Genomic DNA, 20,951 nt, shown 5'->3' with positions numbered 1-20,951 from the left:
AACGGATGCGCGACGATTCCCGCCGCGGCTCGGGGTCGACGGCCCGACCGCTCGTCGAACCCGTCCCCAACGAACCGGCCGCGACCGCGACGATCGGCCGTGACCGCGCCCTGCTCGTCGCCGACTACCACGCCGGCTACGAGGCGGCGTTGCGGTACGAGCGCGGTGTCGACGTCCCCAGTCAGGCCCCGGACCGCCGGGAGCGCCTCGCTGCCCTGCTCGAGCGGATCCGACCCGACCGACTGGTCGTCTGTGGCGACCTGATGCACTCGATCGGCGATCCGGGCGGGGCCGAACGCGGCGAACTCGAGGTGCTGTTCGAGTCGTTCCCGAGCGACCTCGCGGTCACCGTCGTCAAGGGCAACCACGACGGCCGGATCGAGACGTGGCTCGGCGAGAGCGACGATATCAGTGCGACGGTCGAGGTTGTCGCCGGCGCGGGTGTTGCCCGCGGCGACGTCGGCGTCTGTCACGGCCACACCTGGCCCTCGCGGGCCGTCCTCGAGAGCGACGTGGTCTGTCTGGGACACGAACACCCCTGTGTCAGACTCGAGGACGAGGTCGGTGGGAGCCGCGTCGAGCGAGCGTGGCTGCGGGGGCGACTCGCCCCCGACCCGTTTCGCGACCGGTCGGAATACGAGGGCGTGTCGTGGCTCGACGGGGCGGCCGAGCCGCCGCGAGCCGTAGTGATCCCCGCGTTCAACGAACTGGTCGGCGGGACGTGGACCAACGTCGCCGGCCAGTCGTTTCTCTCGCCGTTCCTTCCCACGGGGCTGGCTGACGGCGAGGCGTACCTGCTCGACGGGACCCGGCTCGGTCCCTACGAGTCGGTCTGATTCGACGGCGGGATTCCTACGATCCGATCGAAACGTTTCAATTAAAAACTATTTTGGCGAGAGAGGCCCAACGAGGGATATGTCCCTCCGGAAGCCATCGGCCCCGTTCTTTTCGATCGTCCTCGGCGGATACGTCGGGGCACTCACGCTGTGTGCGACCAGCCGCGTCCTCGGCACGGCGTACACGGCGTTGTGGCCCGTCGCGATCGGTGCGTGTGCCGGGCTGATCGCGGCCGGCTGGTGCCATACGCGGTCCGCGCTCGCGACGACACTCGTCCGAACGCGGTTGTACGTCCTCCCGGTCGCGGTGATCGTCGCCGGAGCCGCCGTCGTCCCGGTCCTCCCAGCGGTCGGCGTGCGCGGCCTCGAGCCGTGGCTCCGCGAGTGGATCGTGGAGTTCTTCGTCTTCAGTTTCGGCGGCGCGGCCGTCTATCTGGTCACGGTAAACCGCCACGTCACCGCGCTCCACGAACGGGAGTCGGTACTGGCCGAGTGGCACGCCCGGCCGGACCGCCGGTATCGGCGGCTGCTCCGCGCTGGCGGGTTCGTTCTCGGGTGCAGCCTCCTCGTCGTCGGGTTCGCACTCGTCTTCGTCCTCGAGCCGAGCGTCAATCCGCTACCCGCGTTCGGCGGTGCCCTCATCGGACAGGCGATCACCGCCGGCCGGCCCCGGACCTACACGCTGTTCGAAAGCGGGCTGTGTGTCCACCGGTCGAGAACGATCAACTACCAGTTCGTGCCCCGATCGCAGTTACGGGCGGTCGATCTCACTGCCGACCGACTCGAGATCGAACGCGGGCTTCCGTGGCCGCTCCCGATCCGGTGTGCCACGGCGACGGTGGCACACCCAGACCGGGTCGCGGACGCGCTCACGCGGGTCCTCGAGTCCGCCCCGGCGACCGACTAACGACGCCGCCGTCGCCGCGCGACGAGACCGCCGCCTACCGCCGAACCGTCTCCGATCTGATCTCGTCGCCGTCGCGCCACTGGAAGTAGTAGTACTCGGTGCCGGCGATCTCGGTCACCGAGACGCTCGCGCGTTCGGGGACGCCGTCGGGGTACGTGGCCGGCCCACCGTCGTCCGGCGACGGGTCGTCTTCGTCGTCGCTTTCCTTCCACGCCGCCAGTTCCTCGAGGTACGCACTCGCCGCGCGAAGCGCCGCCGGCTCTCGGGTCGCGAGTTCGTCGAGTGCCTCGTGGCCAACGCGGTCCAACTCCGTCGGCGGGGTCGGCCGCTCGTCCGCGGTCATACTCGCTGCTGGGAACTGACGGTCCGTAAAACTCGTCGTTCCGTCGAGGCGGTCGTCGGGACCGGCCAGTGACGCGGTGTCACGACCCATATCAGGTCCTAGTATCCATTAGTACCCCAATTACGTGTGGATTTATATACACGAACGAGGTCGCTGAGAGTGACAATAGTCTCACAGACACAGCGGCAAAAGACGCTCGATCCGGTTCCGGACGACCTCGAGTCGGCCCGTGCGAAGTTGGTGTACCTCTACCTCGAGGTGGCGGAAGGCGCGACGATCGAGGAAGTTGGTGAGATACTGGCGATGAAGAAGATCAACGTCCTGAGCGTGTTGCACTCGCTGGTCGACGCCGGCCACGTCGAAAAACGGGAGTCGGCCTACATCGTCGCGAACTGAGCGGGCGACGACGAGCCGCGGAGACGGGAGCGTCGGCTGACTGACGACTGGCGGGACGAAAATCGGTTTCTCGGCGTGCCGTCGCGGTCGCCGGTTCATACGGTCTCCTGTCCGTCAGTACTGGTGGGACCGCAGGACGGTCGCGGTCCCACCGGGACATCGGGACAGCAAACCGTCTCAGAAGGTCTCGAGGTAGCGGTCGATCTCCCACTGGGAGACGTCGACGAGATAGTCCTCGAACTCCTGGCTCTTGGCCTCGACGAACTTCGGCCCGACGTGGTCACCGAGCGTCTCGTAGATGACCTCGTCCTCCTCGAGGGCCTCGACGGCTTCGCCGAGGTTGGTCGGCAGCGTGTCGATGCCGTACTCCTCGCGTTTTGCCTCGTCGAACTCGTAGATGTTCTCCCGGATCGGGTCGGGACACTCGAGGTCGCGTTCGATCCCATCGAGGCCGGCGCTGATGAGCGCGGCGAGCGCGAGATAGGGGTTACAGGACGGGTCGGGGAAACGCGCCTCGATGCGCGAGGCCGCCGGGACCCGCGCGGCCGGCTTGCGGATCAGCGCCGAGCGGTTGCGGTCGGACCACGCGACGTAGACCGGCGCTTCGTAGCCGGGCACGAGGCGCTTGTAGCTGTTGACAGTCGGGTTCGAGACGGCCGTGATCGCCGGTGCGTGTTCGAGGATCCCGGCGATAAATGACTGTGCGGTCTCCGAGAGGTCGAACTGGCCGTCCTCGTCGTGGAAGGCGTTTTCGCCGTCCTCGAACAGCGAGAGGTGGGTGTGCATTCCCGAGCCGTTGATGCGCGGGATCGGCTTGGGCATGAAGGTGGCGTGCTGGCCGTGCTGGGCGGCGATCGCGCGGACTACTGTGCGGAAGGTCCCGACGTTGTCGGCCGTCGCGAGCGCGTCGTCGTACTCGAAGTTGATCTCGTGTTGGCCCTTAGCGACTTCGTGGTGGCTCGCTTCGATCTCGAAGCCCATCTCCTCGAGGCCGTAGATGATGTCGCGGCGAACGTCGCTGGCGAGGTCCTTCGGCGCGAGGTCGAAGTAGCCGCCGTGATCGCCGGTCTCGGTCGTGGCGCGGCCGTCCTCGTCTTCCTCGAACAGGAAGAACTCCGGCTCGGGCGCAGCGTTGACGGTGTATCCCATCTCGTCGGCGCGCTCGAGGGTGTTCTTGAGGACGCGGCGCGGGTCGCCCTCGAAGGGTTCGCCCGTCGAGGTGTCGATGACGTCACAGATCATCCGGGCCGAGGCCCCGTTCTCGCGGTTTTGCCACGGCAGGACCGCGAACGTCTCGGGGTCGGGCTTGAGCCGCATGTCCGATTCCTGAATGCGGACGAACCCCTCGATCGAGGAGCCGTCGAAGTAGATTCCCTCGGTGAAGGCCTTCTCGGCCTGTCGAGCCGGCACGGAGACGTTCTTGACAGTTCCCAGAATGTCCGTGAACTGCAGGCGAAGGAAGTCGATGTCTTTCGCCTCGATTTCGTCCAGTACCTCCTCTTCGGTAGCGGTTAGGTTCCCGTTCGTCATCTTCTGCTCGCTTATGCCAACGGATTCTACTATTAAAGCTCTACTGTTGTGGGCGAATATACGCAAATATAGCAAAAAGTGGCCGTACGTCGATTATAATAGGTAATATTCGGTGGGTGGCTGACATCGGCAGGAAGACGGCGATGAAATTGAATAGTTGTGGAGCGGCCGCGTCCCAGCCGCCGGCAATCAGCACCGAGATCGGGTACCTGGATCGAGAAATGTCAGAAGTTAGATTGCTTGGATTCGAGCAGGTGCCGGACCGTCACCGGCGTTCGAACCGCCCGCTCCCACGCTGCCACTGGTTCGGACGACGGCCGCTCACGTGACCGCTCCGTCCGGCGCGGGCGCTTCGTGAGCGTCGTCTCACACTCCGGACAGACGTACGCGACGCAACGCTTTCGCGACTGGAACACCCAGTCGCCGTCGATCGGACTCGAGTGATCACACTCCCAGCAAAACAGCGTCACCTTTCTCAGTGTCGACGTGCCGTCGTCGTGGGCAGTTGTGGGCCGGGTCATCGAGCGTGGGTACAGGACCGACGCATAAAGTTACACTCCGTGCAGCGTTCACACAATACAGCGAAACGGTGAATCCGGTCCGCGACAACGTCTCCGCACGTTCGAAATGAGACGCGTTCACACCGGACAATCGCGTGGCCATCCGACGCGACCGTCGCTCGAGGGTCACCGTCCGTCAGGGGTTTCAGCGACCGAGTCGTACCTGGGATATGGCCGCGACCAGTAAACCGCGTCAGCTCGAGACCGGCGACGACGTAGACGAGTTCGTGGCGAGTCACGACGTCGCGCTCGTGGAGTTCTACACGAGCGGCTGTGCGCTGTGTCAGGCGATGGAACCGGTCCTCGGCAACGTCGCTCGCGCAACCGATGTCTCGATCGGGATGGTCAATCCCGGCGACGACATCGGCCTCGTCGACCGGTTCGACATCCGGTCGGTACCGACTCTGATCCTGTTCGAGGACGGCGAGGAGGTCGCGCGGCTGGCCGACGGATTCCAGGGCGGCGATGCCGTCACCGACTTCCTCGAGTCGAACGTTCCCGAAGCAGTCGACGCCGACTGACCGGCTTCCAAGGTCCGCCGCACGTCCGAGAACCCTTATGCCCGCTCGCTCGCATGCCTTTCCTATGCCCGACGAGGAGGGGGCCGACCTGCTCGCGCTCCGGTGTGACGCCGTCGCTGACTTGGACGACGCGGCGGTCCGCGACGCCCTCGAGTACTTCGGTCCGGACCTCGTCTACGTCGTCCGGGAGTCGTCTGACGTCCGCGTCGTGAGCCGGGTCCGACGGGCCGCCGACTGTCCCGTCGTCGCCGCTGCCGGCCCCGCGGAGATCCGGACCGAAACCGTCGCGGGGACCTCGTTCGTCTTCGCACCGTCGACGTCCCTGCTGGCGGACGCGCCACCCGCCGACTACGTCGTCTGTGACGACCTCGAGCCGACGACCGACGCCGTCGCGCTCGAGGCGAGGCTCGCCGGCCGCGAGGCGATCGGCCGCTACCGCGCTCGCTCGAGCGGAGAGACGACGTTTCTAACCGGCGCGCTCACAGCGAGCTACGACCACGTCTGGGAAACGACGGTCGACGGTGTTCCGGTCCGGTTGCCGATCCGCGGGGTCGCTCCGCTGGAACGGTCGGGAGCGGTCGAACTCGCTTGCCTCACCTGCGGTCGAACCGGCTCGGTCGCGGTGTCGTCGGTCCCGGCCGACAGGTTCGGACTGGGGGCGCTGTCGGGCGTCGGTCCGACGATAGCCCGGCGGCTCCGGGACACCGGCTACGGGACGCGCGCAGCCGTCGCCACGGCGTCCGCGACGGAACTGTCCTCGATCGATGGGATCGGCCCGTCGACGGCCCGCGAGATCGTCCACAGCGCACGAGCGCTCGCCGACGGCCGCGTCGTCCGGACGACGGCGGAGCCGCTCCCGCCGACCGGCGACGCGACGCCGCTGTTCGTCGACATCGAAACCGACGGGCTCCGGCCGACGATCGTCTGGTTGATCGGCGTCTACGATCCCGACCGAGAGGCGTACGTCGACTTCGTGGACACCGAGCCGTCCCGCGAGGACCCGGGGCAAGCGACCCGCGAGTTCGTCTCGTGGCTGGCCGCCGAGTACGATGCCCCCTCGCTGGTCGCGTGGAACGGCCACGGGTTCGATTACGACCACCTCGAGCGCTTCATCGCCCGCTACACGCCCGAGTACCGCGCGTACTGGCACGATCACGTCTCGATGTACGACCCCTACGACTGGGCGGTCCGCCGGGACAACGCCGTCCTGCCGGGTCGAACGAACCGGCTCGAGGACGTGGCCGCCGCACTGGGCCGGGACCGAACGGGGGCCGCGGCCGCGCTCGACGGCAAAACGCTGGCCGAGCGGCTCCGGCGGCTGCTCGAGGGCTCGAGCGAGCCGGAAGCCCCGACCATCGACTGGATGGCCGCCCGCCGGTACTGCGAGGCGGACGTTCGCGAACTGGCCGCGGTCTACGAGGCGATCGCCTCGGCCCCGACTGCGACTGCATCGCCGGATGCGGACGGATCCACAGCGGAAACGACACAGACCGGACTCACCGACTTCTAACATGCCAGGAGACACCGACGGACCGATCGACGGCCAAGACGACACCGGCTCGGACGGCCTCGCCTTGACCGCCGAGGAACTCCGCGAGACGTATCCCGACGCCCGCTACGGCGGACAGTGCCGCGAACGGTTCATACTGCCGGCCGAATCCGCCGATCACGTCCCCGCGAGGGAGGTACTGCCGCCCGACCTCGCCGCAAAGCTCGCCGTCGATCCCTGGCGCCATCAGGCCGACGCTCTCGCGGCGCTCGAGCGCGGCGAGAGCGTCTGTGTCACGACCTCGACGTCCTCGGGGAAGACCTACGTCTACGCGCTGGACATCGCGCGGCGGTTCCGGAAGGACCCGGACGTGCGTGCGCTGCTGGTCTACCCGACGAAGGCGCTCAGCCGCGATCAGGAGCGGGAACTCAACGACCTGTTCGACGACCTCGGGCTGGACGTCACGGTCGGCGTCTACGACGGCGACACCAAACAGCGGGAGAAGTCCCGCATCCGCGAAGAGGCGAACGTCGTCATCACGAACTTCGCGGGGCTGAACCAGTACCTCGAGGGCCACCACCGCTGGGCCGCGTTTCACGCGGACTGCGACCTGCTCGTCGTCGACGAAGCCCACGCGTGGACCGGGATCAGCGGGATGCACGCCGCCTGGATCCTCCGGCGGGCCCGACGGGTGATCGAGTGGTACGGCGGCGACCCCCAGTACGTCCTGACGAGCGCGACGATCGGCAACCCGGCCGACCACGCCGAGGCGCTGACGGGCGAGCCGGCGACGGTGATCGACGAGGACGGCTCCCCGAGCGGCCGCCGCCACCTCGTCTTCTGGGATCCGCCGGCCGACGACGCGAGCGAGGGCGGTGGCGACGGGAACGACGAGGGGGACGACTGGCGACCGAGCAAACGCCCCGCCACCGTCGAGGCCCCCGAGGTGTGGGCCCATTGCTGTTATCACGGCGTTCCCTCGCTGCTGTTCTGTGACTCGCGGAAGGGGACGGAACTCGCCGTCGGTCGCGCACAGGAGTTCCTCGAGACGCCGTCGCTTCCCTACAGCGGCATCGCCGATTTCGCCGCGTACAACGCCGGCCACGGCAAACGATCGCGGCGAGGTACCGAAAACCGCCTCAAGAGCGGTGACCTCGACGGCGTCGCGACGACCAGCGCGCTCGAGGTCGGCATCGACGTCGGCGGGATCGACGGCACCGTCCTGCTGGGGTATCCCGGCTCGAGACAGTCGTTCTGGCAGCGGATCGGCCGCTCGGGACGTGGCGAGCGCGAGGCCCTGTCCGTGTTCGTCCCGAGCCACTCGACGCTCGATCAGTACGTTCGCAATCACCCCGAATACCTGCTCGAGGAGGAACCGGAAAGCGCGGTCGTCGACCTCGAGAACAACCCGGTCTACCTGCAGCACCTGCGGTGTGCGGCCCAGGAGCTACCCCTGCGCCGCGCGGACGCGGCCCGGTTCGGCGGGCGCGATCGGCTCGAGCAGGCCGTCGAGTACGGCCGCCGGACGGGCGACTTCGAGGGCTCGCTCGCGGGTGGGATCACCTACGCCCACCGCGACCGGCCACAGGACGAGATCAGCCTCTACGCCTCGGGCGGGGATTCCTTCGAGGTCCGACTGGCCGGCGAGGGCTCGATCGACCATCAGCCGATCGGCCGCGCACGCGCGTACCGGGACTATCACGAAGGCGCGACGGTGCTATACCGTGGCGACCAGTACGAGGTGGTCGAACTCCGCGAGGACCGCCCCCGGCCGTACGTGGAACTCGAGGCAGCCGACCTCGACTACTACACCCAGTCCCAGCGCCGGACGACGATCTACGACACGGAGATTCGGGAATCCCGCGACGTTGGGGACTTCCGGCTCAACTGGGGGTACGGGACGGTCACGGTCCACCACGAGACGTTCTCGAAACGCGACCTCGAGTCGGGCGACGTCCGCGCGGTCGGCCTCGAGACCGGCGTTCCACCCCTGGAGATGCGCACCCAGCTGTGCTGGGCCGAAGTCCCCGCGGACGTGGAACGAGCGGTGACGGCCGCCCACAGCGACTATCACAACGATGAGTGCGAGGAGCTGCCCCCGCGGCTCCACGGCTACCTCGGGGGGATCCACGCCGTCGAACACGCGATGATCGCCGTGACCCCGCTCGAGTTGACCGTCGATGCGGCGGATCTCGGCGGGCTCGCGACCAACCGGCTCCCCGATGGGACCGACGCGAGCGGCTGGTTCATCTACGACGGGATCGAGGGCGGGCTGGGCTTTTCCCGGCGCATCTACGAGGAGTACGAGGCGGTCGCACGGCGGGCCCGCGATCTCTGGGTCGACTGCGACTGCGGTCGCGACGAGGGCTGTCCCGCCTGTCTCATGAGCGATCGCTGTGGGAACGACAACCGGCCCCTGTACGGCCCCGCCGCGCGGGACGTGTTCGAGGCGCTGCTGGACGAGGGCAGCGCCGACTACCGCTCCGACCTCGCGGACGAGGACCGCGACGAGCGCCGCCCGCCCGCGTCGATCTCGTAGCGGCTACTCCTCGGGCGCTAACTCGCTGGGGTCGAGTTCGCCCGCGAGGTAGCGTTCACCGGCGTCGGTAACCTCGTAGACACCGGGCATGTGCCGCTTCAGGAGGCCGTATTTGGCCAGTTCCCGGCACCGATAGGCGGCGAAGTTCGCCGGACAGATCCCCGCCTCGTCGAACTGGTTCGGTTCGAACACGTCTTCGGACTGCATGAACTCGAGGATCCGCTCGTCGGCGGGGTCCATCCACTCGGCGTCGGTTTCCGCCTCGTCCGGCTCGGTCTCCTCGTCGGCCGCGCCGGACGCGTCACTCTCGGTCTCGACCGACGGGTCGGCGTCGGCGTCGGGAGTTGCGTCGTCCATGTGCGTACGTGACGGTTCCAGTCCGGGAGTATGTTTGCGTATCGATCGACCGGATCGCGCCGTCCCACCGGTTCGGACGGGATCGGCCCCGCCGGTCCGTCCGCATCGGCGACGGGATCGACGGACCGCAGGCTACGACCCGCGCCCGTCGGGCACGCCGTAATCGACGTGGACGTTCGGGGTCGCCGCCGGTTCCCGGCCCGTGATCCCGCGATCGACGAACGTGACGTCGGTCAGGTCGCCGGAGAACCGAACCGTCACCGTCTCGGACTCGACGGTCCCTTCGACGCTCGTGCCGGAGCGGACGGTCACGTCCGCCGTTCCGGATTCGGCGGCCAGTTCGATCCCGCCGTCGACGGTGATCTCGAAACTCGAGGGGGTTCCCTGCCCGATGATCGTCAGCGTGTTCGGATGACCGACTGCGCCGGCGTCCGACGGCGTTCGCGTCGCCGCGATCGTCGCGGCCGGTTCGGTTTCGGCCGGCAGCCGCGTTCCCTCGTCCGTCTCGGTGGGACGTCCCTCTTGGTCGACCGTCGCGTTCTGGCGTGTCATCTAGTGAACGCAGTCGAGGATGGACGCATAAACCTTCCCACTGAACTAACGGTAAGTAAAGACGAAATATAACCGCTCGAGCCGGAAACGAGCGGCGTTTTGTGATCGGGCGCGTCGGTGTGGCTACCGGAACGGGACGCCGTCGGCGGTCGGCGCATCGGGGTGAACGTGCAGGGGGAACGACTGTGATACCAGCCGCCGTACTCGAGAGGGATGGACTCGAAACGACCCGACGTTCGACTCGACGACGCGCCCGACGAAGAAGGACGCGTTACCGCACGGAAACACGAGGGATCGTCCGGTTCACTCGTCGACAGACTCCGCCGATTCTTCGGCCGGTGACGACACCGGCCGTCACTCCGTGTTCTCGAGCAGTCCGAGTTCGTCCGCGACCAGGTCCGCGATCCGATCGGCGATTTCCGGGTCGACTTCCGCGACGGCATCGCCGTCGTGAAGTTGGTCGTTGTGTCGTTCGATCGCGTCGGCCACGTCCGAGAGCGGGACGCGGGAGGTCGTCTCGCAGTCGGGACAGACGATGGGAACGCGGGGGGTCTCGTCCGAATCGTTCGCGGTCGTCATTTCCCGGGTGTCTCGCGTCGACCGTCAAAACCTAATTGGTTCCGGCGGCCGACTATAACCCGTCACTCGGGACCGACTGCGTCGCGAGGCCGCCACCCCGAAACGCCGGACATCGGGATCGGGTAGTCGATCGTCATGGAATACCATACCATATCGGCCGTTCGACGGATTCTACCGGCGATTTTCGCGTCGTTCCCGACGCGTTGGCCAGCAGAATTATTGTGGTTCGAACCAATCGTCCGATAGACGGGGGTACGACAGTCTGTCGGTGGGGCCACCCACTCGATCGTCACCCCGTCGTCACACAACGGAGCTCCATGGTTCCCGGCTACATCCGGTAGCCGTTCCCTGTCTTTCGTCTCCTCGAGTTCGAAAGCGACGCATCCCGGTAACCGCCCGCCTTAACCGCGACGGCGAGCGAGGACGGCAACGGACAGCGCGACGAGCGCACTGACGACGCCGAAGCCGGGCATCCTGTCATTGCTCTCGGCATCCCCGTTGTCGTCACCAGTTTCGCCGTCCGATGCCGGGTCGGACCCGTTCGGTGGATCGCTCGAGTTGTCGGGGTCGAACCGCTCGTCGGCGGGGGCGTCGAGTTGCAGGACGACGACCACCTGGCCGTGGGTCGAGTTCTCGGCCGCGTTGTATGTCCAGCTGCCGCCCGCCTCTTCGTAGGACTCCGCGGCGGCGACCGGGTCGATATCGGTGTCCCAGCCGTCGCCCGCCGGTTCCTGTTGGATATAGCCGGCGACGTCGATTCGGTCGGCGTATTCGCCGCTGATCTCGGCTTCGCCGTAGGTGAGGGTCGCGTCTTCGGGGTTCCCGTGGAACTCGAGGCAGTGGGAGTCCATATAGCCGTCGCCCTGTGCGACGTCCGGACTGGTTCCGAACTGATCGCCGTCGAGCGGGAACTCGTAGTGGTCGTCCATGGGGAACTGGACGGTCATCGGATCGGCGTCGGAGTGCCACGTCGTCGCGCCGCCGGTCGGGACGGTCACGGACGTGTTCGGCACCGACTCGCCGATGACCGGCTCGCCGTTTTCGTTGACCAGCGAGACGCAGACTTTCCCGGAGCCGTCACCGAGATAGGGGCTCCGGTACTCGTCGCGCGGGTTCTCGTAACTGACCCAGCTGCCGTCGTCGGCCGCCGCCTCGAAGTAGGGATCTCCCTTCTCGGGTGCGGGGTCGACGTATGCCGCCTCCGAAACGGTCCCGTTGTCGTCCGGATCGGCCTGCGCGGCGACCGCCCCGGAACCCGCCGCGACGAGGCTGCCGATCACGGCCAATCCGAGCCCGAGCGCGAGGAGCGTTTGCCACCGCTTCGGGCCGTCCGTACCGCGTGCGTCGGCCATGGTTATGCGCCCCTCTCCGGCTCGATTCTCCGGGCGTCGAGCGGGCGATCGATCAGCGTCGACGACTGTCGTTTACTTCTATATGTCATCGACCTGCCGTACCGGATCGGCTATCCTATATATGAGCCGCGTACTCGAGCGGTAGCAGGTCGTTACGAGGCGTAGGCGGTCGTTTGAATGATCGGTGGCCGTCGAAACCGACACCTACTGCTGGCTCCGACACCCGAGCCGGACGGCCACGACTTTGCTGGCGAGACGACGGCCGGTCCGTCGGTTCGTCGGCTTCGATTGCCGGTACGATCGATGAGAGTTGCGTATTATCCAATAAGTGGTGATCATATAGAATATTATCTTGACTGTTTTTGAATGGTTAGACTTAACATCCATCACTTGGCACTGCGTGGTATGGCAGGAAACGACAGTGACTTCGAGCGGATCCTGACGAAGAAAGATCTCTTCGTACTCGCGTTCGGCGCGATGATCGGCTGGGGATGGATCATCCAGACCGGGTTCTGGATCGACGAAGCGGGCGTGGCCGGGTCGGTACTCGGCTTCGTCGTGGGCGCGGTCATGGTATGCGTCGTCGGACTGATCTACGGTGAACTCACGTCCGCGATGCCGTTCGTCGGCGGCGAACACGTGTACAGTTTCCGGGCGCTCGGCCCGCTCTGGTCGTTCGTGTGTACGTGGTCGCTCGTCCTCGGCTACGTCGGCGTCGTCGTCTTCGAGGTCGTGGCGCTGCCGTCCGCAATGGCGTTTATCGTGCCCGGGTTCAACGTCCTCGAACTCTGGACGGTCGCCGGCGAACCGGTGTACGCGTCCTGGATCCTCGTCGGCGGGATCGGAGCGATCGTGATGACGGGGCTCAACTACCGCGGCGTGAAACCCGCGGCACAGTTCCAGACGCTGCTAACGCTCGTCATCGCCCTCGCGGGCGTCATGCTCGTCATTGGGTCCCTGTTCAACGGACAGACCCAGCCGAACCCGCCGCTGTCGGACGTCGGGACGGCCGGCGTCGCCACGGTCGCGATCATGACGCCGTTCATGTTCGTCGGCTTCGACGTCATTCCCCAATCCGCCGAGGAAGCGGACGTCCCGCCCCGTGTCATCGGGCTTCTCATTCCGGCGGCGGTCTCGCTGGCCGCGCTGTTCTACGTCGGCGTGATCTGGGCGTCCGGGCAGGCCATGCCCGGCGTCGAACTCGTCGAGAGCCCGCTGCCGGCTGCCGCGGCCATGGAAACGATCTTCAGCAGTCAGTTGATCGGCCGCATCATGGCACTGGCCGGCATCGCGGGTATCCTCACGAGCTGGAACTCCTTCCTGCTGGGGGCCAGTCGCGCCGTCTTCGCGCTCGCCGATTCGGGGATGATCCCGCGGCGGATCAACGCGCTCCACCCCGAGTACAACACGCCCTCGACGGCGATCGTCCTCATCGGCGGACTCTCGATCTTCGCGCCGCTGTTCGGCGAACAGATGCTGGTCTGGATCGTCAACGCGAGCGGGCTCGGCCTCGTCGTCGCCTGGTTCCTCGTCGTCGTCTCGTTCCTCGTTCTCCGCTACCGAGAGCCCGGCCTGAACCGCCCGCTGAAGCTCCCGTTCGGATACGCGTTCGGGGCCGCGGGGCTGGTCCTGACGCTCGGCTTCATCGGCCTCTATCTCCCGGGCGGGCCGTCCGCGCTCGTCTGGCCCTACGAGTGGGCGATCGTCCTCTGCTGGACGCTGCTCGGCGTGGTGCTGTATGGAATCACCTCGACGGACTCGGAGATCGAACTGGCCGATCTGGAGCCGAGCGAACTCGAGTGAGTGCTGCGACAGTCCGTCGGGAGTCAGTCCTCGTCCGCGGTCGACTCGACTAACGTCTCGAGTTCGAAGTCGTTCAGCGGATGCGGTTCGTCCTTGACCGTTTCGACCACGAACTGCGAACTCGTGCGAACGACCTCGTCGATCGCCTCGTAATCGCTGATGAGACGGTTGACCATCTCCCGGTCCGCCAGATGTGCGATGACGATGAAATCGGTGTCCCCCATCGTGAAATACACCTGATTGGCCCCTTCGATGGCGGCGAGTTGCTCCCCGACGTCCTCGTGATACTGTTCGTCGTACTCCGCGATGACTTCCGTGACGACCGTGATCTCCAGTCCCAACGCCTCGAGGTTGACGTCCAACAGGTCGTTGGTCACGACGCCGTCCTCCTTGAGTTTCGTGAGCCGGTAGTGGACGGTCGATTTCGGGATATCGGTGTACTCCGAGATCTCGTCGGGGCTTCCCGTTCCGAGTTCCGCGACGGCCTGTAGAATGCGAACGTTTCGCTCGTCCATGTCACGGATATTCGTCCACTCCGATAAACAACATTCGAATATCGGGTCCGTCACCGGACGAAAATCGGATGGCGTTCGATGGCTCGGCCCGGCGCAGAGTCCGATCGCTCCGACGGCGTCGCGGAGGCGGGGCCAGATCTGTGTATTGAGTTCTAGATACTATAGTTTATTAGGACCCAGTCTAGAAGTATGTAGTATGTCCGAACAAGAGCCCAGGAGAGCGGCCAATCGCGAATCGAACGCGGCCGTCGTTTCGGCCTACGAAGACCACATGATGCCGATCTGGAAGTCGCTCGATGTCCCCGTCAAACGGGCCTCGGGCTGTACGCTCGAGGACGTCGAGGGCAACGAGTATCTGGACGTCTTCGCGGGGATCGCGGTGACGAACGTCGGCCACGGGAACGAGGCCGTCGTCGACGCCGCCAAAGACCAGCTCGAGGAGTTCGTCCACGGCTGTTCGTACGTTCATCCCAACGAGCCGGTCGCCGATCTCGCAGAGCGGATCGCCGACGTAACGCCGGGCGATCTCGAGAAGACGTTCTTCTGTAACTCCGGGACGGAGGCCGTCGAGGGCGCGGTCAAGCTCGCGCGGAAGTACACCGGATCGAAGGAGGTCATTTCCCTCGAGATGGGCTTTCACGGCCGGACGCTTGGTAGTCTGGCACTGACGGGCAACAAGTCCTACAAGCAGGGGATGGCCCCGACGCTCAACGACGTCGCCCACACCGCGCCGCCCTACGGCTACCGGTGTCCACGCTGTGAGGGCGGGGAGTGTAACTCGGGGTGTGCCGACGAACTCGAGCGCGTGATCGGCTCTCATACGAGCGGCGACCTCGCGGCGATCGTCGTCGAGCCGGTCATGGGCGAAGCTGGGATCGTCGTGCCGCCGGAGGGCTGGCTCGAGCGGGTCCAAGAGATCGCTCACGACCACGGCGCGTTGCTGATCGCCGACGAGGTCCAGACCGGCTACGGTCGGACCGGCGAACTGTTCGCGAGCAGCCACTTCGACGTCGAACCCGATATCCTGACCCAGGCCAAGGGGATCGCGAACGGGCTGCCGCTCGGGGCCTTTATCGCCACCGCGGAGATCGCGGACGCCTTCGAGTCCGGCGACCACCTCTCGACGTTCGGCGGGAATCCGGTCGCCTGTGCGGCCGCGCTGGCGACGATCGACGAACTGCAGGACGGGATCGTCGACGACGCCCGCGAGCAGGGCCAGTGGCTCGCCGACGAACTCGGCGCGCTCGAGGACGAGTACGACGTCGTCGGTCAGACCCGCGGGCTCGGGCTGATGTGGGGCGTCGAACTCGTCGATCCGGAAACGACGGGACCACAGAACGTGTCGCCGGCCCCGGACAGCGACCTCGCGGCCGCCGTCAGCGACTACCTCCGCGACGAATCGAACGTCGTGATGGGGGTCGGCGGCTACTACAAGAACGTCATGCGGTTCCAGCCGCCGCTGACCATCTCGCGCGACCAGTTGCAGTACGCCGTCGACGAACTCCGTGCCGCGCTCGAGACGGTCGCCTGAGCCGACGGCGTCGACCGAAAGGAACGGGGGCGTGCCCGGGTGGCTGTAGAGTTGGCACGAGGGGTGAGTGACACGCCGATTGATCGTCGGGAACGGGACGACTTAGCCGTGTATAAGTGACCAATACAGCACTATAGACGGTCAGTAATGAGTACGGATCACACACGTCCGCCACGCCATCGCCGGCCCGCCGCTTTTGGGTCGGGTAGCGATAGCTCGAGCCATGAGCGACGGACCCAGCCGCGACCGGGCACAGGACAGCGCGGAACGACGGAAAGCCGAGCGGGCCGACAACACGGAGTCGATCCTCGAGGCCGTCGAACGCGATCTCGGGGAGCTGGAGTATCCGGTCACCAGCGAGGAGTTGGCGACGGAGTACGCCGACGAGCCGATCGACATGCCAAACGAGACGGAGTCGCTGGGGAGCGTCTTCGACCGGCTGGCGGGCGAGCAGTTCGACTCCCCCGAAGCGGTCCGGGAGGCGGCCTACGGCGAGATCACCGGCGAGGCCGGCGGCCCGAACGAAGCCAACCCCGAACGCGACCTCCGAGAACTCGACGAGGGGAAGGGGGACTCGCTGACCGAGAGCGGCGGGGACGACCACTGACCCGACGGCGGGATCGTGCCCCGTCGCGGGCCGATCGACGGACCGCCGCGCCGTCGGTCGGATCGTGAGAGATAGTAGCCGCTGAAACGATGGACACGCCGACCGCGATGCGGTCGTGCGATCAGGGTGTCCACTGACGGTCAGTGGCTGCGATAGCAGAACGGATTTACGTTCGCATCGCCTGTTTTCGCGTATGGATTACGAATCGAGCCTCGACCGCGCGATGGAGGACGTCCCCGATATCGGGGGCGACGAACAGCGACTGCAGATCCCCGATCCCGAGCCACAGAAAGACGGTGCGTTCACCCGCGTCACGAACCTCGACGAGATCGCGGACGTCCTCTCGCGGGACACCGAACACGTCCACCGGTTCATCCAGCGCGAACTCGGTACCAGCGGCAAGCTCGACGACGGCCGAGGCCGGTACAACGGCACCTTCTCCCAGCAGGACTTCGATGCGGCTATCGACGCCTACGTCGACGAGTACGTCCTCTGTTCGGAGTGTGGCCTGCCGGACACCCGCCTCGTCCGCGAGGACCGCACGCCGATGCTGCGCTGTGACGCCTGTGGTGCCTTCCGCCCGGTGACCAAGCGCTCGACGGCCAGCCAGCAGCAACAACAGCAGGAGGCAGTCGAGGAGGGCAAGACCTACACCGTCGAGATCACCGGCACCGGCCGCAAGGGCGACGGCGTCGCGGAGAAAGGCGAGTACACCATCTTCGTCCCCGGTGCCGAGGAGGGCGACGTGGTCGATATCTACATCAAGAACATCTCCGGGAACCTCGCGTTCGCTCGGCTCGACTGAGTTCCCCCTTTTCGCCGCACTCGCGGTTTCGACGACACGACCCAGCGTGACGATAGTCAGCGGGCCGACTCGGGGACCGCCTCCGGCAGACAGACGACCTTTTCGCGGCCGACCCGGTAGCGGGCGATCACGCCTTCGTCCTCGAGTTCGGTCAGGAGGCGGCTGAGCGACGCCGCCGACCAGCCGTACCGGTCGGCGAATCGGTGCTGTTTGATCCGACCGCCGTGTTCGACCAGCACCGCCCTGACGTATTCGGCGGGCGTGAGACCGTACGCGACGAGGTCGCCCCTGCTGGTCGGCCCATCGTCGGGGTCGACGATCCCGGTCGCGATCGACGACTCGTCGTCCGACCCACCTTCGGCAACGGCCGCTCGGTCGGCACTCGTCCGGCCGTCGGTCGCGTCACCAGTCCGGGACCGACCCGACTCGAGCCGATCGCGAGCGGTCGATCGCCCCTCGCTGGTCCCGGTCGCACTGAACGCGTCGGTACAGGCTCGAACGGTCCGGCCCACGGCCGTCGTGAGCCGGGATCGGATCGGCACATGTCGTTGGGACATCGTACGTCCGACTGGCCGCGACGGTTTCAAAGGGGTATGCACAAAACAATCCAAAAGGTCGTGACCCGCCACCGACGGACCGCGAAATTAAAGTCAGATTGTGCTAGTCACACCACTGTGGGAGTATCGTTCGACCTCTTCGAGACCTTGGTAGACGCCGACAGACCGACCGACCCGGCCGCCGCGGTCGCGGCCGAACTCGAGAAGCGGGACGTTCGAGTGCCCGACGACTGGGCCGACGCCTACGCGGAGCCACACATCGATGCACCCGAGGGTGCGGAGATCCCGTTACCGGCTCACGTCTCGCGGGCGCTTGCAAGCCGCGGCGTCGACTACGAGGGGAACGCGGCCAGACGGGCCGTCGTCGCGGCGTTCGATCCGGACGTCGAGACCAGGCCGGGCGCACGCGAGGCGGTCGCGGCCGCCCGCGAGCGCGGTCCCGTCGCGATCTGCTCGAACTGCAGCGTCCCGGAACTCGTCGGTCGCACGCTCGTCCGCTCGGCGTTCGACCGCGACGATTTCGACGCCGTCGTCTCGAGCGTGGGCTGTGGCTGGCGCAAGCCAGCCCCCGAGATCTTCGAGTTGACCGCCGACGAACTGGGCGTCGCGCCTGCCGACCTCGTCCACGTCGGCGACGACCCCGGCACCGACGGCGGGGTCGAGGCCGTCGGCGGCATGGCGTTGCTCCTCGAGGAGGTGTCGCTCGCGGACGTTCCCGACCGGCTGGCCACGGTGTCGGCCGACGAACACAGCAGTAATGACTGAACGCTGCCCCGCTCCGACTAGCATGGAGGCGACGCCGGTGTGCTGACGACGCTTGCGGTCCTCGGGCTGGCGTTCAGCCTCGACCTGCTGATCGGGGAGCCGCCGACGGCCGTCCACCCGGTGGCCTGGTTCGGCCGACTCGTCGACGCCGCGGACCGGAACTGGGCCGGCAGCGAGCGGGGACAGCGGCTGGTCGGAGTCGCCGTCGCCGTCCTCACACCGCTGGTCCCCGCCGCCGTCGCGGGCGGTCTCGTCCTCGTGGCGACGCCGCTGCATCCGATGGCCGGTCCCGTCACCGCCGCGCTCGTCCTCTTTCTGACGACCAGCCTGCGCTCGCTGCTCGAGCTGACCCGGGACGTGGTGGCGGCGACCGACGGGGACCCTGATCGAGCCCGCGAGCGGGTCCGCGGGCTGGTGGGCCGGGACACGTCCACCCTCTCGCCGGCGGGGCTCCGTAGCGCGGCCGTCGAGAGCGCGGCCGAGAACCTCGCCGACGGGCTGGTCGCGACGCTGGTCCCCTTCGCCGTCCTCGCGCCGGTGTCGCTGCCGGCCGCCGCGGCGGCCGCCGCGTGGGTCAAGGGCATCAACACGCTCGACTCGATGCTTGGCTATCCCTCGAAGCCGATCGGGACCGCGAGCGCCCGACTGGACGATCTCGTCATGTTCCTTCCTGCACGTCTCGCGGCCGTCTCGATCGCCGTCGCCGCGGTCGACCCGCTCTCGCTCGCCCGCGCTCGAGCGTGGGCGCAAACTCCGCCGTCGCCCAACTCCGGCTGGCCGATGGCGACGCTAGCCTGTGCGCTCGGCGTTCGCCTCGAGAAGGTCGGTGTCTACGACCTCAACCCCGACGCCGACCTCCCGACGCTGGCCGAGGGCGAGCGGGCCGTCGCCGTCGTCGGCCGCGCGGCCGTCGTCGCGATCGCCGTCGCGGTCGCGCTGGCGGCCATCGTCACGACTGTGCTGACACCGTTTGCCCCCGGACTCGAGCCGCTGCGCGCGATACTGACGACCGGCGACGCCGCCCCGGCGGAGGTGGTCCGATGGGCCTGATCGGTCGTTGGATCGGTGCCCTCCGTGGCGGGCTGGGCTTTCTGACCCGGTTGCCGGTCGGCTACCGCGACGGGGACTGGACGGCCTTCCGGACGACGCCGGCGGCGTTCCCGGTCGTCGGCCTCGTGGCCGGAACGCTCGCGGCGCTGCCGCTGCTTGCCGTCGGGACGCTCGCGGCACCGACCGTCGCGGTGGGGTATCTGCTCTCGGTCTACGCCGTGACGGGGATCCACCACCTCGACGGGATCGCGGACCTGGGCGACGCGCTGGTCGTCCACGGCGATGCCGAGCGCCGCCGCGAGGTGCTGAAGGACACGACGACTGGCGTGGGCGCGCTGCTCGCGGTCGCGATCACCGTCGCTGTACTGGCGCTCGGCGGTCTCGGGCTGGCCGGACTGTCGGTCCCCGCGGCGGTCGGCGTCGCGATCGGTGCGGAGATCGGCACGAAACTCGGGATGGCCGCGATGGCCTGTTTCGGCCGTGCCGCGTACGAGGGGATGGGCAAGGGGTTCACTGACGCCGCCGCGCCGGGATCGTTCCTGCTTCCCCTCACGATCGCCGTCGCAGCGGCCGCCGGCGTCGGCACTGCGCTCGCCCGGCCGCTCCCCGTCGCGGTCGCGCTGGCCGGTGCCGTCGCCGGCCTCGCGCTCCCGTGGTACTGGGCCGATCGCCACCTCGGCGGCATCAACGGCGATATCTTCGGCGCGGCCAACGAGATCGGCCGCGTCGCCGGCGTCCATCTGGGGGTGATCGCGTGGACGCTGTCGTGATGTGTGGCGGGAAGGGGACCCGCCTCGAGAGCCCCCACGAGAAGCCCCTGCACCCGATCGCCGGGACTCCCATGATCGATCGCGTCCTGTCGGCGCTTAGCGAGAGCCGGATAGAGACCGTCTACGCCGCCGTTTCGCCGAACGCGCCCGAAACCCGGGCACACCTCGAGAACCGCGATGGCATCCGGACGATCGAGACAGCTGGCGACGGCTACGTGGCTGATTTGATGACCGTCCTCGAGCGACCCCCCCTTGAGGTGCCGATCCTGACCGTCGCCGCCGATCTGCCGCTGCTCGAGCCCCCGGTCCTCGACCGGGTCCTCGCGGCCCACGGCGACGACTGCGGTTCGCGGACCGTCTGCGTCCCCGCGGCGCTCAAGCGCCGGCTGGGCGTCAGCATCGACTCGCGGCTCGAGCCCGAGGACCACCTCTCGCCGACCGGCGTCAACGTGGTCGGCGCGACCGACGATTCACCATCCATGACCGACATCCACTACGATCCACGACTCGCAGTGAACGTGAACCGACGCGAAGACGCACGGCTCGCGGCCGGCCGGCTGCGGACCCGGGGCGGAGAGGGTCGCTGA

At 67.3% G+C, this 20,951-nt stretch carries 23 protein-coding genes; 14 read left to right on the top strand and 9 right to left on the bottom strand.

Going from position 1 to position 20,951, the window contains the following annotated elements; translation table 11 throughout:
• Window positions 1-5 precede the first annotated feature (5 nt).
• Together NP511_RS15760 and NP511_RS15755 are read left to right on the top strand one after the other, a co-directional pair.
• On the top strand, window positions 6-836 hold the full coding sequence (locus NP511_RS15760) for a metallophosphoesterase (RefSeq protein WP_049966236.1): 831 nt from the start codon (window positions 6-8) through the stop codon (window positions 834-836).
• Between the two features lie 79 nt (window positions 837-915).
• The gene (locus tag NP511_RS15755; RefSeq protein WP_049966235.1) at window positions 916-1,743 is read left to right on the top strand and encodes a hypothetical protein; all 828 of its coding nucleotides are present in this window, start codon (window positions 916-918) and stop codon (window positions 1,741-1,743) included.
• Window positions 1,744-1,777: 34 nt separating this feature from the next.
• Here the strand turns inward: NP511_RS15755 and NP511_RS15750 are convergent, their stop codons facing one another.
• A complete protein-coding gene (locus tag NP511_RS15750) occupies window positions 1,778-2,086 on the bottom strand; it encodes a hypothetical protein (protein WP_049905716.1) in 309 nt (102 codons plus the stop codon).
• Window positions 2,087-2,251: 165 nt separating this feature from the next.
• On the opposite strand from NP511_RS15750, the gene NP511_RS15745 reads away from it, so the two are divergent.
• The gene (locus NP511_RS15745) at window positions 2,252-2,482 is read left to right on the top strand and encodes a MarR family transcriptional regulator (RefSeq protein ID WP_006179775.1); all 231 of its coding nucleotides are present in this window, start codon (window positions 2,252-2,254) and stop codon (window positions 2,480-2,482) included.
• Window positions 2,483-2,659: 177 nt separating this feature from the next.
• Here the strand turns inward: NP511_RS15745 and glnA are convergent, their stop codons facing one another.
• Together glnA and NP511_RS15735 are read right to left on the bottom strand one after the other, a co-directional pair.
• Window positions 2,660-4,012: a type I glutamate--ammonia ligase gene (gene glnA / locus NP511_RS15740; protein WP_049966234.1), complete on the bottom strand. Its 1,353-nt coding sequence runs from the start codon at window positions 4,010-4,012 to the stop codon at window positions 2,660-2,662.
• A gap of 224 nt (window positions 4,013-4,236) precedes the next feature.
• Window positions 4,237-4,533, bottom strand: a complete 297-nt coding sequence (locus NP511_RS15735; RefSeq protein ID WP_084158300.1) for a DUF8106 domain-containing protein — start codon at window positions 4,531-4,533, stop codon at window positions 4,237-4,239.
• A 209-nt stretch (window positions 4,534-4,742) separates the two neighbouring features.
• Here NP511_RS15735 and NP511_RS15730 point away from each other — a divergent pair, with 209 nt between their 5' ends.
• The 3 genes from NP511_RS15730 (at window position 4,743) to NP511_RS15720 (ending at window position 9,121) form a co-directional block, all read left to right on the top strand.
• Complete coding sequence (locus tag NP511_RS15730) at window positions 4,743-5,093, top strand: thioredoxin family protein (protein ID WP_006649495.1); 351 nt, start codon at window positions 4,743-4,745, stop codon at window positions 5,091-5,093.
• 64 nt (window positions 5,094-5,157) lie between these two features.
• Entirely contained in the window at window positions 5,158-6,603 is a 1,446-nt protein-coding gene (locus NP511_RS15725) for a ribonuclease H-like domain-containing protein (protein ID WP_049966233.1), read from the top strand.
• A 1-nt stretch (window position 6,604) separates the two neighbouring features.
• Complete coding sequence (locus NP511_RS15720) at window positions 6,605-9,121, top strand: DEAD/DEAH box helicase (protein WP_049966232.1); 2,517 nt, start codon at window positions 6,605-6,607, stop codon at window positions 9,119-9,121.
• 3 nt (window positions 9,122-9,124) lie between these two features.
• On the opposite strand, the gene NP511_RS15715 is transcribed toward NP511_RS15720, so the two are convergent.
• From NP511_RS15715 to NP511_RS15700, 4 genes are all read right to left on the bottom strand, one after another.
• Complete coding sequence (locus tag NP511_RS15715; RefSeq protein ID WP_049966231.1) at window positions 9,125-9,478, bottom strand: hypothetical protein; 354 nt, start codon at window positions 9,476-9,478, stop codon at window positions 9,125-9,127.
• A 132-nt stretch (window positions 9,479-9,610) separates the two neighbouring features.
• Window positions 9,611-10,030: a hypothetical protein gene (locus NP511_RS15710; protein WP_049966230.1), complete on the bottom strand. Its 420-nt coding sequence runs from the start codon at window positions 10,028-10,030 to the stop codon at window positions 9,611-9,613.
• Between the two features lie 354 nt (window positions 10,031-10,384).
• Window positions 10,385-10,609 (bottom strand): DUF8149 family protein, encoded by a 225-nt coding sequence (locus tag NP511_RS15705; protein WP_006649500.1) that lies wholly within the window; start codon window positions 10,607-10,609, stop codon window positions 10,385-10,387.
• A gap of 401 nt (window positions 10,610-11,010) precedes the next feature.
• Complete coding sequence (locus tag NP511_RS15700; RefSeq protein ID WP_049966229.1) at window positions 11,011-11,961, bottom strand: PGF-CTERM sorting domain-containing protein; 951 nt, start codon at window positions 11,959-11,961, stop codon at window positions 11,011-11,013.
• A gap of 405 nt (window positions 11,962-12,366) precedes the next feature.
• Between NP511_RS15700 and NP511_RS15695 the strand changes: the two genes are divergently transcribed.
• Window positions 12,367-13,764: an APC family permease gene (locus NP511_RS15695; protein WP_049966228.1), complete on the top strand. Its 1,398-nt coding sequence runs from the start codon at window positions 12,367-12,369 to the stop codon at window positions 13,762-13,764.
• Between the two features lie 23 nt (window positions 13,765-13,787).
• Here NP511_RS15695 and NP511_RS15690 read toward each other — a convergent pair whose 3' ends face one another.
• The gene (locus NP511_RS15690; protein WP_006179786.1) at window positions 13,788-14,279 is read right to left on the bottom strand and encodes an Lrp/AsnC family transcriptional regulator; all 492 of its coding nucleotides are present in this window, start codon (window positions 14,277-14,279) and stop codon (window positions 13,788-13,790) included.
• Between the two features lie 196 nt (window positions 14,280-14,475).
• Here NP511_RS15690 and NP511_RS15685 point away from each other — a divergent pair, with 196 nt between their 5' ends.
• The 3 genes from NP511_RS15685 (at window position 14,476) to NP511_RS15675 (ending at window position 17,222) form a co-directional block, all read left to right on the top strand.
• Complete coding sequence (locus NP511_RS15685) at window positions 14,476-15,810, top strand: aspartate aminotransferase family protein (RefSeq protein WP_049966227.1); 1,335 nt, start codon at window positions 14,476-14,478, stop codon at window positions 15,808-15,810.
• 223 nt (window positions 15,811-16,033) lie between these two features.
• On the top strand, window positions 16,034-16,417 hold the full coding sequence (locus tag NP511_RS15680; RefSeq protein ID WP_049966226.1) for a DUF5789 family protein: 384 nt from the start codon (window positions 16,034-16,036) through the stop codon (window positions 16,415-16,417).
• 193 nt (window positions 16,418-16,610) lie between these two features.
• Window positions 16,611-17,222 (top strand): translation initiation factor IF-2 subunit beta, encoded by a 612-nt coding sequence (locus NP511_RS15675; protein ID WP_006179789.1) that lies wholly within the window; start codon window positions 16,611-16,613, stop codon window positions 17,220-17,222.
• Between the two features lie 56 nt (window positions 17,223-17,278).
• Here NP511_RS15675 and NP511_RS15670 read toward each other — a convergent pair whose 3' ends face one another.
• Complete coding sequence (locus tag NP511_RS15670) at window positions 17,279-17,779, bottom strand: helix-turn-helix transcriptional regulator (RefSeq protein WP_049966225.1); 501 nt, start codon at window positions 17,777-17,779, stop codon at window positions 17,279-17,281.
• Between the two features lie 117 nt (window positions 17,780-17,896).
• On the opposite strand from NP511_RS15670, the gene NP511_RS15665 reads away from it, so the two are divergent.
• The 4 genes from NP511_RS15665 to NP511_RS15650 are packed head-to-tail and all read left to right on the top strand — an operon-like array spanning window position 17,897 to window position 20,951.
• On the top strand, window positions 17,897-18,544 hold the full coding sequence (locus NP511_RS15665; RefSeq protein WP_049966224.1) for an HAD family hydrolase: 648 nt from the start codon (window positions 17,897-17,899) through the stop codon (window positions 18,542-18,544).
• Window positions 18,545-18,583: 39 nt separating this feature from the next.
• On the top strand, window positions 18,584-19,594 hold the full coding sequence (cbiB, locus tag NP511_RS15660; RefSeq protein WP_049966222.1) for an adenosylcobinamide-phosphate synthase CbiB: 1,011 nt from the start codon (window positions 18,584-18,586) through the stop codon (window positions 19,592-19,594).
• Window positions 19,585-20,364, top strand: coding sequence for an adenosylcobinamide-GDP ribazoletransferase (gene cobS, locus NP511_RS15655; RefSeq protein ID WP_006649510.1), 780 nt, complete (start codon window positions 19,585-19,587; stop codon window positions 20,362-20,364). Before cbiB ends, cobS begins: the two co-directional genes overlap by 10 nt.
• A complete protein-coding gene (locus NP511_RS15650) occupies window positions 20,364-20,951 on the top strand; it encodes an NTP transferase domain-containing protein (RefSeq protein ID WP_049966901.1) in 588 nt (195 codons plus the stop codon). Before cobS ends, NP511_RS15650 begins: the two co-directional genes overlap by 1 nt.

The sequence above is a fragment of the Natrinema thermotolerans genome, assembly GCF_031165565.1.
Taxonomy (GTDB): domain Archaea; phylum Halobacteriota; class Halobacteria; order Halobacteriales; family Natrialbaceae; genus Natrinema; species Natrinema thermotolerans.
The sequence above is the reverse complement of the archived record's forward strand: the minus strand, read 5'-3'. Positions and strand labels throughout refer to the sequence as shown.

Bases quoted from the DNA above. Each gene is read 5' to 3' on its own strand.
- NP511_RS15730 (WP_006649495.1), top strand. From the start codon at position 4,743: ATGGCCGCGACCAGTAAACCGCGTCAGCTCGAGACCGGCGACGACGTA.
- NP511_RS15650 (WP_049966901.1), top strand. From the start codon at position 20,364: ATGTGTGGCGGGAAGGGGACCCGCCTCGAGAGCCCCCACGAGAAGCCC.
- cobS (WP_006649510.1), top strand. From the start codon at position 19,585: ATGGGCCTGATCGGTCGTTGGATCGGTGCCCTCCGTGGCGGGCTGGGC.
- NP511_RS15695 (WP_049966228.1), top strand. From the start codon at position 12,367: ATGGCAGGAAACGACAGTGACTTCGAGCGGATCCTGACGAAGAAAGAT.
- NP511_RS15690 (WP_006179786.1), bottom strand. From the start codon at position 14,279: ATGGACGAGCGAAACGTTCGCATTCTACAGGCCGTCGCGGAACTCGGA.
- NP511_RS15705 (WP_006649500.1), bottom strand. From the start codon at position 10,609: ATGACGACCGCGAACGATTCGGACGAGACCCCCCGCGTTCCCATCGTC.
- NP511_RS15715 (WP_049966231.1), bottom strand. From the start codon at position 9,478: ATGGACGACGCAACTCCCGACGCCGACGCCGACCCGTCGGTCGAGACC.
- NP511_RS15750 (WP_049905716.1), bottom strand. From the start codon at position 2,086: ATGACCGCGGACGAGCGGCCGACCCCGCCGACGGAGTTGGACCGCGTT.
- NP511_RS15725 (WP_049966233.1), top strand. From the start codon at position 5,158: ATGCCCGACGAGGAGGGGGCCGACCTGCTCGCGCTCCGGTGTGACGCC.
- NP511_RS15685 (WP_049966227.1), top strand. From the start codon at position 14,476: ATGTCCGAACAAGAGCCCAGGAGAGCGGCCAATCGCGAATCGAACGCG.
- NP511_RS15735 (WP_084158300.1), bottom strand. From the start codon at position 4,533: ATGACCCGGCCCACAACTGCCCACGACGACGGCACGTCGACACTGAGA.
- glnA (WP_049966234.1), bottom strand. From the start codon at position 4,012: ATGACGAACGGGAACCTAACCGCTACCGAAGAGGAGGTACTGGACGAA.
- NP511_RS15760 (WP_049966236.1), top strand. From the start codon at position 6: ATGCGCGACGATTCCCGCCGCGGCTCGGGGTCGACGGCCCGACCGCTC.
- NP511_RS15755 (WP_049966235.1), top strand. From the start codon at position 916: ATGTCCCTCCGGAAGCCATCGGCCCCGTTCTTTTCGATCGTCCTCGGC.
- NP511_RS15720 (WP_049966232.1), top strand. From the start codon at position 6,605: ATGCCAGGAGACACCGACGGACCGATCGACGGCCAAGACGACACCGGC.
- NP511_RS15700 (WP_049966229.1), bottom strand. From the start codon at position 11,961: ATGGCCGACGCACGCGGTACGGACGGCCCGAAGCGGTGGCAAACGCTC.
- NP511_RS15680 (WP_049966226.1), top strand. From the start codon at position 16,034: ATGAGCGACGGACCCAGCCGCGACCGGGCACAGGACAGCGCGGAACGA.
- NP511_RS15670 (WP_049966225.1), bottom strand. From the start codon at position 17,779: ATGTCCCAACGACATGTGCCGATCCGATCCCGGCTCACGACGGCCGTG.
- NP511_RS15710 (WP_049966230.1), bottom strand. From the start codon at position 10,030: ATGACACGCCAGAACGCGACGGTCGACCAAGAGGGACGTCCCACCGAG.
- NP511_RS15675 (WP_006179789.1), top strand. From the start codon at position 16,611: ATGGATTACGAATCGAGCCTCGACCGCGCGATGGAGGACGTCCCCGAT.